We start from the raw sequence: 12,038 nt of genomic DNA, 5'->3' as shown, positions 1-12,038 counted from the left end.
GCCGCGCCCGGTGCGGTGCGTCACATTTCCTGCAAAAGCCACGGTAAACGGTCACACTGCTACCGCGCTACAGGCTTGCTCACCGATGAAGCGTGGGCGAGCACCGTGCGCGTCAAGTCGAGAACCGTCTGCCAAATCTTTTGAGGAACAACAGATGAACTTGAAACTCGTGGCATCGCTCGTCGCATCGTCGGCCATTGGCCTCGTTTCCACACCCTCCTTGGCTCAAGTTGCAGGCGCACAGCCGCTCGGCGTGTCGGTCGAAGTATCGACCGCGATTATCGACGGATGGAGCGTCAGGAAGTCCATTCTCAACAAGCCCGTTGTCAACGATCAGGGCGCGCGCGTCGGCGTGATTCACGACATCATCGTGGCGCCTGACCGTTCGGTCTCTTTCGCGATTATCGCGGCAAACCAGTTCCTCGGCGTGTCGCGCCACGATGTCGCGATTCCGGTCGAGCAACTCGACTTCAGGAACGGCAAGCTCGTGCTCGCGGGCGCGACGAAGGACGCCATCAAGGCGCTGCCGGAATTCGAGTACACGAAGGTCAAGGCAACGCCGGTCGCGCGCGCGCAATTCGAGCATCATTGATACGCTCGCGATGTGTCCGGGCAGCGGCGCGGGTCGCCGCTGCTTTCGCATCGCCGTCCTTCAATCGCCAACCGGAATCTGTTCATGTTCAACGCACTCTTGCTCGACAAACAAGAAGACCGCACGGTCGCGTCCATGCAGTCGATCGACGAATCGCGGCTGGGTTCGGGCGACGTGCTCGTGCGCGTCGAGTATTCGACGCTCAATTACAAGGACGCGCTCGCGATCACCGGCCAAGCGCCGGTCGTCCGCACCTTTCCGATGGTGCCGGGCATCGACTTCGCGGGCATCGTTGAGGAAAGCACGCACGCGGATTACCAGCCGGGCGACGCGGTGGTGCTAAACGGCTGGGGCGCGGGCGAAACGCATTGGGGCGGACTCGCGCAGAAGGCGCGCGTGCCGGGCGATCATCTGATTCCGCTGCCCGCCGGCATCACGACACAACAGGCGATGGCCGTCGGCACGGCCGGCTATACGGCGATGTTGTGCGTGCAGGCGCTGGAGAAGCACGGCGTCGCGCCGCAAGATGGCGACGTGCTCGTGACGGGCGCAAACGGCGGCGTCGGCAGCTTCGCGGTGGCGATTCTGGCGAAGCGCGGGTATCGCGTGATCGCGTCGACGGGACGGCCGGAGGAAGCCGTGCGGCTGCGTGAACTCGGCGCGGCGGATATCGTCGATCGGGCGACGCTCTCCAAGCCCGGAAAGCCGCTACAGAAGGAGCGTTTCGCGGCAGCGGTCGATTGCGTCGGCAGTCACACGCTGGCGAACGTGTGCGCGAGCTTGCGTTATGGCGGCGCGGTTGCCGCGTGCGGACTCGCGCAAGGGATGGATTTTCCGGCGATGGTCGCGCCTTTCATTCTTCGCGGCGTCGCGCTGCTGGGAGTGGATAGCGTTTATGTGCCGCGCGCCCGGCGCATGGCGGCCTGGAATGCGATTGCGAATGAGCTGCCGGCGGCGGTGATCGAAGGCGTCGCTGCGACGATCGGGCTTTCTCACGCCGTGGAAGTCGCTGGACAGTTGTTGCGCGGGGAGATCAAGGGGCGCGTCGTCGTCGACGTGAATCGTTGATCGGTTTCGGGCTTCGGGCGGCGAATCGCGCTTCCAGCAACGCGGCGCGGAGACCTCATGTGCGGAGGCCGGTTAAAGGTCTCAGCTTATGTCAGCGGAGCCGGGAGGAATCTAGTGTGCCAAGGCCGGTCTAAAAACCCAGCTTATGGCGTTGGTAAATCGCTCGTCAAACACAATGGCGAACTGATTGACGCCTTGCCGCCTGCTGACAGGCTCGCTTCGGGCGAATGGGCCGCCAACGAGCCTGTTCGCGTAGCTGCCTGTTCTCAAAACGCGGCGCGGACAAGAAATCGTCCGCGCCGTGTCTCGCAGGCCGTTCCCGCGCGCGCTCAAACCACGAACACCTTCACCACCTCGTTCAGCTTGCGCCCCTGATCCTCCAGCGCCTGCGAGGCCGCCGCTGCCTCTTCCACCAGCGCCGCGTTTTGCTGCGTCACCTCGTCCATCTGGGTGATCGCCTGATTGATCTGCTCGATGCCGCGCCCCTGCTCCGCCGACGCCGCCGCGATCTCCTCCATGATGTCCGTCACACGTGCGATTGCCTTCGTGACTTCGCTCATCGTGTTGCCCGCTTCGCCCGCCAGCGTCGATCCGCCGCGCACCTGATCCACCGAGTTAGCGATCAGTTCGCGAATCTCCTTCGCCGCCGTCGATGAACGCTGCGCCAGACTGCGCACCTCGCTCGCAACGACCGCAAAGCCGCGTCCCTGTTCGCCCGCCCGCGCCGCTTCCACGGCCGCGTTGAGCGCCAGAATGTTCGTCTGGAACGCGATGCCCTCGATCATTCCCGTGATCTCCGCGATCTTCGTCGAGCTGGCGCTGATTCCCTGCATCGTCGATACCACGCGGTCCACGACATCGCTGCCCTTTCTCGCCACCTCCGACGCATTCGACGCCAGCGCGCTCGCCTGCTGCGCGTTCTCGGCGTTCTGACGCACCGTCGACGTCAATTCTTCCATGCTCGCCGCCGTCTGCTCGAGCGATGCCGCCTGCTCTTCCGTGCGCTGGCTCAGGTTCGTGTTGCCGCTCGCCAGTTCCTTCGCGGCACCGCCGACCGCACCGCTGCTCTCACGCACGCGGCCGACGGTCTCGGTCAGGCGCGCGTTCATCTCGGCCAGCGCGCGCAACAGGTCGCCGGTTTCGTCCTTTCTGCGTGCATCGATGCAGCTGCGCAAATCGCCGCGCGCCACCGTCTGCGCGATGTCGACGGCAACGCCGATCGGCGCCGTGATGGAACGCGTAATCGCCATTCCCGCGAGCACGGCGAAGAGCGCGCCGAGCGTGCAGAGCGCGATCAGCATGTTGCGCTGGGTCCGAAAGTTCGCCTCGTAAGCGCGGACCATCTCGTCGCGGCGGTGGTCCGTGTAGGTCAGGTAATCGTCCGTGGCCTTCACCAGTTGCGCGAGCAGCGGCCGGCAGGCTTCGTCGAGCTTGACGATGGCTTCCTCGCGATGCCCGGAGAGCGCGAGATTCGCGATGTCCGTCGCGACCGGCCCGTAGAGCGCCTCGACGCGCATCATTTCGGCGACCATACTGCGCGCCTGCTGGCCCGCGTCGGGCGCGGCCGCGATCATGTCGTCCAGTTGCTTCAGGCGCGTTTTGACGTCGTCGTGCGCGCGGAGCGCTTCGGCCTCTTCCATGTCGATATCGGCGGGCTTCGTGACGAGCACGAGATTACGCGCCGCAATCGCGCGACGGTCGACGGCCGTGCGCACCTGGACCGCCATATTCGCCCGCGCGGTGATGCCGTGGACATAGTGCGAGAAATTGTCGGTGGCGACGGACAGCGCGTGCAGGGACATGCCTGCGACCGCCATGACGAGGACGGCGAGCACGCCGAAGCCGGCAATCAGCTTGTTCTTGATCGTAACGTTCTGCAGATTCACTTGTGGCCTTTTCCCTGGATGGGTCGGAATGGACTGGCGCCGGTCGTCCCCGGACGCGCGCAACCGCATGCGGTAACGTTTGCCTGTACGGGAACGCGGGACGCTCTTCTTTTCCCTATTACGGCGCGTTCGCGTCGCTCTTGATGCCTCACCGCGCGAAAGAACAGAATTTGTCCAACCTTCGCTTCTGCGCATCGGCGCTTCGGAGTTTCGGCGATACTGAGCGACTTCCTCTTCCAGACAACAGCACATGTCCGATTTGCTCGACATCCGCACCCCGGAATTCGAAGCCGCCATCGCCACGCTTCCCGCGGCACCCGCGCTCGCCGGCGACGAATCCTATTGGGACGCCGTGCGCGGCCTGTATCGACAGTCGGATGCGCTCGTCAATCTCGAAAACGGCTACTGGGGCGCGATGACCGAGCCGGTCAAGTCGGTGTTCCGTTACTGGACCGACCGTGTGAACTACGAAACGACGACGCTGGTGCGCCGGCACTGGTCCGCCATCCACGATGGCCTGCGCGAGCGCGCAGCCGCGGCGATGGGCTGCGGCGTCGACGAGATCGAGCTGACGCGCAACGCAACCGAGGCGCTGCTCGCGCTCATCAGCGGCTACAACCGCCTCGCGCCCGGCGACACGGTGCTCTATAGCGACCTCGATTACCCCTGCGGCAAGGACGCGATGGAATGGTTGCGCGAGCGGCGCGGCGTCACGCCGGTGCGGATCACGATCCCCGAACCGGGCGCGTCGCAGGACGAATTCCATCGACGCGTGATCGACACTTACGCCGCGGCGCTGCGCGCGCATCCGCGCACCCGGCTCGTGCTGCTGTCGCATGTCTGCTTTGCGACGGGGCTCGTCACGCCCGTGGCCAATATCGCGGCGATGGCGAAGAATGCGGGCGCGGACGTCATCGCGGACGCCGCGCATTCCTGGGGCATGCTCGATTTCGACGTGCCGTCGCTCGATGCGCCGTTCGCCGCGCTGAATCTGCACAAGTGGATCGGCGCGCCGCTCGGCTGTGGCGCGATGTATATCCGCCGGGGCCATGTCGACGCCATCGATCCTTATCTGGGCGACCGCACCTGGCCCGCCGGCGACATCCGCGCGCGCGTGCATACCGGCTCGCCGAACTTCGCGGCGTGGCTCACACTGCCGGCGGCGCTGGAATTGCATGAGCGAATCGGCGCGCCTGCGAAGGAAGCGCGTCTGCGCGCGCTGCGCGATGCGTGGGTCGAACCTGCGCGCGCGCTGCCGGGGGTGCAAATCCTGACACCGGACGGCCCTGCGATGACAGCAGGAATAAGCGCGTTCCGGCTGCACGGCCAGTCGCCGAAAGCCACGTGCGATGCGTTACGCGAGCGCTTCGGCGTGTTCACGGTGACGCGGCCGGGGCCGGACGCGGGCGAAGTCGTGCGTGTCACGCCGGCGCTGTTCACGCGCGTCTCCGATGTCGAGAAACTCGTCGAAGCGCTGACTATGCTTGCACGCGAAGCGGGTTAGCGGACCGCTGCGGCCCGCGCGTCGAGACGCTCGATCAGTTCGCCCAGCGCCTCCGAGCAAGGCGCTTCGACCTTCAGCGCGAGCAGCGAATCGGCGCGCGTCTTGCCGATGTTGATCGCCGCGATCGGCTTGCCGCGCTTTGCCGCCCATTCGCAGAAACGAAAGCCCGAATACACCATCAGCGACGAGCCGATGACGAGCATCGCGTCCGCCGCGTCGAGCGCGCTCGCGGCGTCGTGGACCAGTTCGCGCGGCACGCTCTCGCCGAAGAACACGACATCGGGCTTCAGCATGCCGCCGCAATGCGCGCAGCCTGGGACATCGAAGGCGGCGAAGTCGAGGTCTTCGATCAGCGCGTCGCCATCCGGAACCGCGGGCGCCGTGTAGCCGGCGAAATCCGGATTCGCCGCTTCGAGCCGACGCTGCACCGCCGCGCGCTCGTGCCGCGCGCCGCACGCCATGCAGCGCACCCGGCCGATGTTGCCGTGCAGCTCGATCACGTCGGGATTGCCGGCGCGCGTGTGCAGTCCATCGACATTTTGCGTCACCAGGCGATGCACCCGCGAGCGCGCCGCGAGCGCCCGCACCGCATGATGCGCGGCGTTCGGCTGCGCATTCGCCACCACCGGCCAGCCGATCATGCTGCGCGCCCAGTATCGCCGGCGCGCGTAGTCGGAATCGAGAAAGTCCTTGAGCATGATCGGCGCGCGGCCGGTGCGCTGGCCCTCGCGATCGCGATAACACGGAATGCCGGATTCGGTGCTGATGCCAGCGCCGGAAAGCACGAAGAGCCGCGGATGGCGCTCGACGAAGTCATGAAGTGAAAGCACGTGCGGTCCCTGAGGCCGAAGTATCGTGAAAATATACGGTCAAATGCGCGGGCGCGCTCGGCGGAGGGTCGCCCCCTAAGTGGCCTTACCAGTTGCATCAGGGGAATAACTGGCTTGACCAAACTCCGTCACACCGATAGATTGATACGCTTCCCCGCCCTCACACAGAAACGAGACCCACGATGCTGACCGTCATCTGCGAAACCCCCGGAACCCTGAAGGCCGAACAGCGCGACAAACCGCAGCGCGGCGAAAACGAAGTGCTGCTGCGCGTGAAGCGCGTCGGCGTGTGCGGCACGGACCTGCACATTTTCACCGGCAATCAGCCGTTCTTGTCGTATCCGCGCGTGATGGGCCACGAGTTGTCCGGCGTGATCGAGGAAGCGGATGCATCGAGCGGTCTCAAGGCGGGCGACACCGTCTACGTGATGCCCTATCTCTCGTGCGGCAAGTGCGTCGCGTGCCGTCAGGGCAAGACCAATTGCTGCGTGAACATCCAGGTGCTCGGCGTGCATCGCGACGGCGCGTTCACCGAATATCTGAACCTGCCCGCGCAATTCGTCCACAAGGCGGAAGGCGTCACGCTCGATCAGGCCGCGATGATCGAATTTCTGGCGATCGGCGCGCACGCGGTGCGCCGCGCGGACGTGCAGCCGGGCCAGCGCGTGCTGGTCGTCGGCACCGGGCCGATCGGCATGGCGGCGATCACCTTCTCGCGGCTGCGGGGCGCGAACGTCACGGCGCTCGACACGCGCGAAGACCGGCTGGCGTTCTGCCGTCGCGAACTGGGTGTCGATGCCACGGTGCAGATCGGCGAGCGCGACAAGGAAGAGCTGTCGCAACTGACGAACGGCGAGTTCTTCGATGTCGTCTTCGATGCGACCGGCAATCCGCGCGCGATGGAGCGCGGCTTCGAGTTCATCGCGCATGGCGGGAAGTACGTTCTGGTGTCGATCGTGCCGGATCGTCTCTCGTTCGCCGATCCCGAATTCCACAAGCGCGAAGCGACCTTGCTCGCGAGCCGCAACGCGACGCCCGAGGACTTCGAAACCGTGCTCGCCGCGATGCGCGCGGGCAAGGTCCCGACCGATGCGCTGAACACGCACCGCCTCACGCTCAACGACGTGCCCGAGAAGTTCTCGACGCTGCTCGATCCGAAGGCGGGAGTGGTGAAGGCGATCGTCGAATGCTGAAGTCCCGCGGCTGAACGGCGTTAGTCAGGGCGGCTGTGCGGATAGCGTGGCCGTCCCTGAGCGTCGTGCCACGGCTCGGCCGTCTTGCACCAGATTTCATAAGCGGGCGGATAGAGCCCGACTTCTTCGAAGATGCCAGCCGGCACTTCGATCTCAGGCACGCCGTCGAAGACGAGATAGATGGGCGAACCGCAGGCCGCGCAATGATGGCGCCTGCCTGTCGGCGAGCTTGCCCAGGCGATGGTGTCGCCACTGACTTCCACCGCATCGCGTTCGAAGATGGCATAGACGGCGAACGGCGCGCCGTGGATGCGGCGGCACGTCATGCAGTGGCAGAGATTCACGTCCTTCGGCTCCGCGAGGACGCTCACGGTGACTGCGCCGCATGCGCAGTGTCCCTGGTGAATCGGCGTTCGGTTCATGCGGGGCTCCCGATGTTGCCGCCCTCGCAGGATAACCCGCCCTTAGCGCACGAAATACCCTCTGCCCTGCATGCAGTCGCCATAGGCGCGCCAGTAGCGGACCATGGGCGGTTCGGGCGGCGGCAGCGGCGGCATCTTCATGTCGCCGCCGAGCATGGCATCCGATGCACCCGAAGGCATCGCCACATCCGACGACGGCATCGCCGCCGATGCGCCGTGCGGCGCGGATGCGCCCGCAGCCACCGCGGCCGAAGCGCCCGACGCCGCGACGGCAGCCGAAGCGCCGGATGCGGCGAGCGCGCCTGACGGAACCGCTGGCAGCGGCGGCTCGACCGGACGCGGCGAAGCCAGCGTGCGCGTTTCCGTCGCGCTGTGCTTCGGCGGCGTCTGCGATTCGCGCGCTACGTTGACCTTCGTCGTCTGATTGGCAAAGGCGTAGCAGGCGGCCGTGTCGACAGACTGTTGCCAGGTGCTCTGACTGCGGCCGGGCAAGGTCAACGGCTGCTGTGCGAGCGCGGTGCAGGACACCGCAAGCAACGCGAATCCCGCGTAGATGGAAGGTTTCATTGGCGTGCGTTTCCCCGATGCGGTGTTTTTAGTCGTTGCAGTCCCGCCCGCCGTTCGCCATTCAGCGAACGGCCGCGAACCTGCGCCGGGCCTGCTTTCAAGGATACCGTGCTCGCCGTTGCGCGCGCCACGCCAGAAGCACCGGCTTCTTCCGCCAAATTCGTCTTACCGGGAAAAGCGCCGCGTCAGAACTTCATGCCGACGCCCAGACCGAGCACCCAGGGATCGATCTTGAGCGATCCGAGATCGGCCCCACCCGCCGACGCGCTCGTGCGCATCCAGATCTTCTTGAGGTCCGCGTTGACGAAGAGCGCCTTCGTCACCTGCACGTCGACGCCCGCCTGCAGCGCGGGGCCGAAGCTGCTGCGCTTGATCGATACGGGCGTATCGCCGGCCTTGAGCTTGTCGTTATAGAAGTACGTGTAGTTGAGGCCCGCGCCGACGTAGGGCCGCACGCGTCCCTGATGATTGAAGTGATACTGCAGCAGCAGCGTCGGCGGCAGCACCCCGACGCCGCCCAGCCCGCCGATATTCGACGTCACCTGATGCCGCGACGTCCCGAGGATGAGTTCGACGCCGATGTCATCGCGGATCATGTACGTGAAGTCGAGCTCGGGAACGATCGCGTTGTTCACATCGACGCCCAGCGAGCCGAGCGCGCCGCCCGCGCTGACTTGCGGCTGAATGCTGATGGCGCGCAATCGCACGAGGACATCGCCGGCGTGGATGCCGCCCGTCGTATCGACACTGGATAGGCCATTGTCCGCATGCGCCGTACCGGCGAAGAGTGCCGCGCAGGCCAGAAACATTGCTCCGAGACTTCTTCTCATTTGCTTTCCCCGTTGAAAGCCTGATTGTCCGGGGGGCAAGCGAACCAGCTTTTGATGGCCGACAAAACACCGTTTCAGCCGATAGACGCACAACGCGCAACATTGCGCTACGACAAACAATGTGCGCGGCAGGACCGGTGTTTGCTTCGAAACAACAAACCGCAGAACATAGGGAGGACGAGATGAGACCCATATCGACAATGCTCGGCGGCATCGCGGCGATGGTCGTCGCCGGTACTTTCGCGATGACCGCGAGCGCACAGAATCCGACGGCCACGCCGACGCCGAAGCCGTCCGGGCAGCAGCAAACGCAACCGAATTCACCGAAGCCAAGCCGGCTCGATACCGACAGCACGCCGGCTTATCAGGAACGCAACGTCACGCCGCCGGGCCATGCGGCTACTGCCGCAAGCGGTGCATTGAAAACGGACCCGGGAACGACATCGGCGGGAAAAGAGCCGCCGCCGAAGCGGCCCAATGGCATCGGCTTCGACACCGATGCGGGGAGCATGGGCAAGAAGCCCTGAGCCTTGATCGATGCAAGCGGCGCGTTGCCGCTTGCGCTTACTTCTTGTCCGGCCAGGGCCACGTCGCGTAGCGCGACGGCTCCGTCTTCGCGTTCACTTCCTTCTTGACGCTCGGCTCAACGGGCTTGCGCTTAGGCGCAGTCGCCTCCGTCTTCGCTTCGGCCGATGGCGCTGGCGCGGGCGTTGAAGATGGCGATGGCGATGCCGTCGATTCAAGCACCGCCGGATGCGCAGGGGCGGCACTCTCGGCGACTTCCGGCACGTCCTCGCCGAACCACGGCACTTCCGCGCGCCGCTCTTCGACGTAAGAGCGCCAGCCCGCCGCGTTGTCAGCGAAGAGATCGGATTTGACCGTGCTCGCGAGCATCGGGCGATTGAGCGTTTCGTCGAGCAGCGCCTTCGGCCAGATGAAGAACGCACCCGATGCGCGCCGGATGAAATCGCGCGGCGTCATGCGCTGATCGACGAAGCCGAGCAGCGTGAAGCTCGCGAGCGCGTCGTTGCCGCGAACCGCATCGCCGATGCTCGCGTAATCGTCGGCGCATTGGCTCAGGCAGAAGACCGTCTCCAGCACATCGCCGAGATGCAGCAGCAGTGCGCGGCGTTCGTAGGGTTCTTGCGTGGCGGCCTCTTTCGTCATTCGCTCTTCCGTTTCGTAAAGGGTGAACAAGGGCGAGCGCCGGTCATGCTCGAGCGCCGCATTCATGACGATTCTAGCGAACCTGAAGCCGCGCGCCACGTGACGCGTTTCATCGGCAGATTCGATACGGTCCCATGTCCACGTGAAAGTGCGTTCGGTGCAGCGCGTTGTAGTCGGGACCGAGCGTCGTATCGAACGAACGGCACGCGCCTTCGTGGACGCGGCGCAGAAAGTCCGCGTCGAGCGAGCCTGCGTCGTTCCAGTCGTTGAGCGTGATGCGCCGGCCATCCGCGAGCACGAAGCCCGTCAGGTCGATAGCGTTCGCGCTCGCGTGCTGGCTTCGCGCCGCGTCTTTCTGATGATTCACGTTGCGGCACGCATAGCTGCCGACATGCTCGATGCGCGCGACGCGGTTGCCGAACACTTCGATCGCTGCGGGCTGAAGATACTGACGCTCGAAGAACGCCATGCCGACCGCGAGCGGACACGTCGCGAGAAAAGGCGCGCTGAAGCGCACGTCTTCCGACTGCGAGACGCGCACCACGTCTTTCAGTTCACAGCCGCCTGCGCCGGTCGTATCGGCCATCGGCCGATAGGCGAAGCTGGATTGCGCGAGCGCGGCATCGCACAGTTGCGCGTCATGCGTCGTGCGCCAGAGCTTGTACGCGGTGAGCGGGCCGCGCGGGGCGCGCACATCGAGCGGAGCGAACGGATCGTATCGCTCGGGAACGGCGATGCGCCGCGAATACACCGCATAGCCGAAGCCCAGCGCCGCGACGAACGCCAGCAACAACAGCCATCCGGCGATTCGCGCGATCATCGCCGGCACCGTGTTTTATCCGGCTGCACTGGCCTGCACGCGTTCGGCGAGTTTGGCGTCGTAACTCGAATGGACATGCATGCGCTTCTTGTCGGGATACGCATACGTATAAGCCTTGCGCAACGCAAGCGACGCCTCGTGGAACCCCGACAGAATCAGCTTCTGCTTGTTCGGATACTGCGCGATATCGCCGACCGCGAAGATGCCCGGACGCGACGATTCGTAGTTCGAAGTATCAACTTCGATGCGCCCGCCGCGTATATCGAGGTTCCACTCGCCGATCGGCCCGAGATCCGCGACCAGCCCGTACAGCACGAGCAGCTTGTCGGCGGGGATGTCCGTCGTCCCGTCGATGTGCTTGATGCGCACGGCGCGCAGCGCGTCTTCAGGGGCGTCGAGCGAATCGATCATGCCGACGACGAAGTCCATCTCGCCCGCTTCGACCTTGCTCTTCATCGCCGCCACCGATGCCGCCGCCGCTGAGAATCCGTTGCGCCGATGCACGAGCGTCAGCTTGCGCGCGACGCCGCATAGCGCGAGCGCCCAGTCGAGCGCCGAATCGCCGCCGCCCGCGATCACGACGTCGCGATCGCGGAAGTCATCGATGCGCGGCACGCTGTAATGCACGTCGCGGTCTTCGAGCGCATCAGCCTGCGGCACCAGCAGGCGCTGCGGCACGAACGCACCGTTGCCCGCCGCAATCAGAATGGCAGCCACGTCGAATACGAGGCCCTGCTCGGTGTACACGGTCCAGCGATGATCTTCGCGCTGAACCACCGTCTGCACGCGCTGCGAAAGATGGATCGGCACATCGAACGGCCGGATTTGCGTCATCAAACGATCGACGAGTTCGCGCGCCGTGCATGATGGAATAGCGGGAATGTCGTAGATAGGCTTGTCAGGATACAGCTCGATGCATTGCCCGCCGATACGCCCGAGCGCATCGACGATATGGCACGAAAGCCCGATGACGCCCGCCTCGAACGCCGCAAAAAGGCCCACGGGGCCCGCGCCTATGATCAGTACGTCGGTGCGAATGAGGCTGCTTTGTGGTTCCATGTGATCGTTTTCCGTAAATGCGGCTGTGCATGCCGTTTCGCTTTTGCACAGCATTCTTCGGTCACGATACAGAAAGCGTTCGCACCGGGCAACGAAGCCC

At 65.0% G+C, this 12,038-nt stretch carries 13 protein-coding genes; 5 read left to right on the top strand and 8 right to left on the bottom strand.

Annotated elements, in window-relative coordinates:
• Positions 1-154 precede the first annotated feature (154 nt).
• Positions 155-592 (top strand): PRC-barrel domain-containing protein, encoded by a 438-nt coding sequence (locus LDZ21_RS16290; RefSeq protein ID WP_244795827.1) that lies wholly within the window; start codon positions 155-157, stop codon positions 590-592.
• A gap of 84 nt (positions 593-676) precedes the next feature.
• Positions 677-1,660 carry an acrylyl-CoA reductase (NADPH) gene (gene acuI / locus LDZ21_RS16285; protein WP_244795826.1) on the top strand — a complete coding sequence of 328 codons (984 nt, stop codon included), beginning with the start codon at positions 677-679 and terminating at the stop codon, positions 1,658-1,660.
• 329 nt (positions 1,661-1,989) lie between these two features.
• Here the strand turns inward: acuI and LDZ21_RS16280 are convergent, their stop codons facing one another.
• Complete coding sequence (locus LDZ21_RS16280) at positions 1,990-3,546, bottom strand: methyl-accepting chemotaxis protein (protein ID WP_244795825.1); 1,557 nt, start codon at positions 3,544-3,546, stop codon at positions 1,990-1,992.
• A 250-nt stretch (positions 3,547-3,796) separates the two neighbouring features.
• Between LDZ21_RS16280 and LDZ21_RS16275 the strand changes: the two genes are divergently transcribed.
• On the top strand, positions 3,797-5,050 hold the full coding sequence (locus LDZ21_RS16275; protein WP_244795824.1) for an aminotransferase class V-fold PLP-dependent enzyme: 1,254 nt from the start codon (positions 3,797-3,799) through the stop codon (positions 5,048-5,050).
• Here LDZ21_RS16275 and LDZ21_RS16270 read toward each other — a convergent pair.
• Positions 5,047-5,880, bottom strand: a complete 834-nt coding sequence (locus LDZ21_RS16270; RefSeq protein ID WP_244795823.1) for an NAD-dependent protein deacetylase — start codon at positions 5,878-5,880, stop codon at positions 5,047-5,049. The genes LDZ21_RS16275 and LDZ21_RS16270 overlap by 4 nt on opposite strands.
• 182 nt (positions 5,881-6,062) lie before the next feature.
• Here LDZ21_RS16270 and LDZ21_RS16265 point away from each other — a divergent pair, with 182 nt between their 5' ends.
• On the top strand, positions 6,063-7,073 hold the full coding sequence (locus tag LDZ21_RS16265; RefSeq protein ID WP_244795822.1) for a zinc-binding alcohol dehydrogenase family protein: 1,011 nt from the start codon (positions 6,063-6,065) through the stop codon (positions 7,071-7,073).
• Positions 7,074-7,093: 20 nt separating this feature from the next.
• On the opposite strand, the gene LDZ21_RS16260 is transcribed toward LDZ21_RS16265, so the two are convergent.
• From LDZ21_RS16260 to LDZ21_RS16250, 3 genes are all read right to left on the bottom strand, one after another.
• The gene (locus LDZ21_RS16260) at positions 7,094-7,495 is read right to left on the bottom strand and encodes a GFA family protein (protein WP_244795821.1); all 402 of its coding nucleotides are present in this window, start codon (positions 7,493-7,495) and stop codon (positions 7,094-7,096) included.
• Positions 7,496-7,537: 42 nt separating this feature from the next.
• Positions 7,538-8,062 carry a hypothetical protein gene (locus LDZ21_RS16255; protein ID WP_244795820.1) on the bottom strand — a complete coding sequence of 175 codons (525 nt, stop codon included), beginning with the start codon at positions 8,060-8,062 and terminating at the stop codon, positions 7,538-7,540.
• Between the two features lie 185 nt (positions 8,063-8,247).
• Positions 8,248-8,871, bottom strand: a complete 624-nt coding sequence (locus LDZ21_RS16250; protein ID WP_404980920.1) for an OmpW/AlkL family protein — start codon at positions 8,869-8,871, stop codon at positions 8,248-8,250.
• 203 nt (positions 8,872-9,074) lie between these two features.
• On the opposite strand from LDZ21_RS16250, the gene LDZ21_RS16245 reads away from it, so the two are divergent.
• Positions 9,075-9,419, top strand: a complete 345-nt coding sequence (locus tag LDZ21_RS16245; RefSeq protein WP_244795819.1) for a hypothetical protein — start codon at positions 9,075-9,077, stop codon at positions 9,417-9,419.
• A gap of 37 nt (positions 9,420-9,456) precedes the next feature.
• On the opposite strand, the gene LDZ21_RS16240 is transcribed toward LDZ21_RS16245, so the two are convergent.
• The 3 genes from LDZ21_RS16240 to LDZ21_RS16230 all read right to left on the bottom strand — a co-directional run bounded on the left by LDZ21_RS16240 (position 9,457) and on the right by LDZ21_RS16230 (position 11,938).
• Complete coding sequence (locus LDZ21_RS16240; protein ID WP_244795818.1) at positions 9,457-10,059, bottom strand: hypothetical protein; 603 nt, start codon at positions 10,057-10,059, stop codon at positions 9,457-9,459.
• A 109-nt stretch (positions 10,060-10,168) separates the two neighbouring features.
• Positions 10,169-10,879, bottom strand: a complete 711-nt coding sequence (locus LDZ21_RS16235; protein ID WP_244795817.1) for an extensin-like domain-containing protein — start codon at positions 10,877-10,879, stop codon at positions 10,169-10,171.
• Between the two features lie 15 nt (positions 10,880-10,894).
• Positions 10,895-11,938 (bottom strand): NAD(P)/FAD-dependent oxidoreductase, encoded by a 1,044-nt coding sequence (locus LDZ21_RS16230; protein ID WP_244795816.1) that lies wholly within the window; start codon positions 11,936-11,938, stop codon positions 10,895-10,897.
• Between the last annotated feature and the right edge of the window lie 100 nt (positions 11,939-12,038).

Origin of the sequence: Caballeronia grimmiae (assembly GCF_022879615.1) — a bacterium.
Lineage (GTDB): Bacteria > Pseudomonadota > Gammaproteobacteria > Burkholderiales > Burkholderiaceae > Caballeronia > Caballeronia grimmiae.
Note: the sequence above shows the minus strand (reverse complement) of the source record. Positions and strands in the feature narration are given on the sequence as shown.

Excerpts from the sequence above, each read along its gene's own strand:
- LDZ21_RS16240 (WP_244795818.1), bottom strand. The coding sequence starts at position 10,059 with ATGACGAAAGAGGCCGCCACGCAAGAACCCTACGAACGCCGCGCACTG.
- LDZ21_RS16290 (WP_244795827.1), top strand. The coding sequence starts at position 155 with ATGAACTTGAAACTCGTGGCATCGCTCGTCGCATCGTCGGCCATTGGC.
- LDZ21_RS16245 (WP_244795819.1), top strand. The coding sequence starts at position 9,075 with ATGAGACCCATATCGACAATGCTCGGCGGCATCGCGGCGATGGTCGTC.
- acuI (WP_244795826.1), top strand. The coding sequence starts at position 677 with ATGTTCAACGCACTCTTGCTCGACAAACAAGAAGACCGCACGGTCGCG.
- LDZ21_RS16250 (WP_404980920.1), bottom strand. The coding sequence starts at position 8,871 with ATGTTTCTGGCCTGCGCGGCACTCTTCGCCGGTACGGCGCATGCGGAC.
- LDZ21_RS16265 (WP_244795822.1), top strand. The coding sequence starts at position 6,063 with ATGCTGACCGTCATCTGCGAAACCCCCGGAACCCTGAAGGCCGAACAG.
- LDZ21_RS16260 (WP_244795821.1), bottom strand. The coding sequence starts at position 7,495 with ATGAACCGAACGCCGATTCACCAGGGACACTGCGCATGCGGCGCAGTC.
- LDZ21_RS16230 (WP_244795816.1), bottom strand. The coding sequence starts at position 11,938 with ATGGAACCACAAAGCAGCCTCATTCGCACCGACGTACTGATCATAGGC.
- LDZ21_RS16275 (WP_244795824.1), top strand. The coding sequence starts at position 3,797 with ATGTCCGATTTGCTCGACATCCGCACCCCGGAATTCGAAGCCGCCATC.
- LDZ21_RS16235 (WP_244795817.1), bottom strand. The coding sequence starts at position 10,879 with ATGATCGCGCGAATCGCCGGATGGCTGTTGTTGCTGGCGTTCGTCGCG.
- LDZ21_RS16255 (WP_244795820.1), bottom strand. The coding sequence starts at position 8,062 with ATGAAACCTTCCATCTACGCGGGATTCGCGTTGCTTGCGGTGTCCTGC.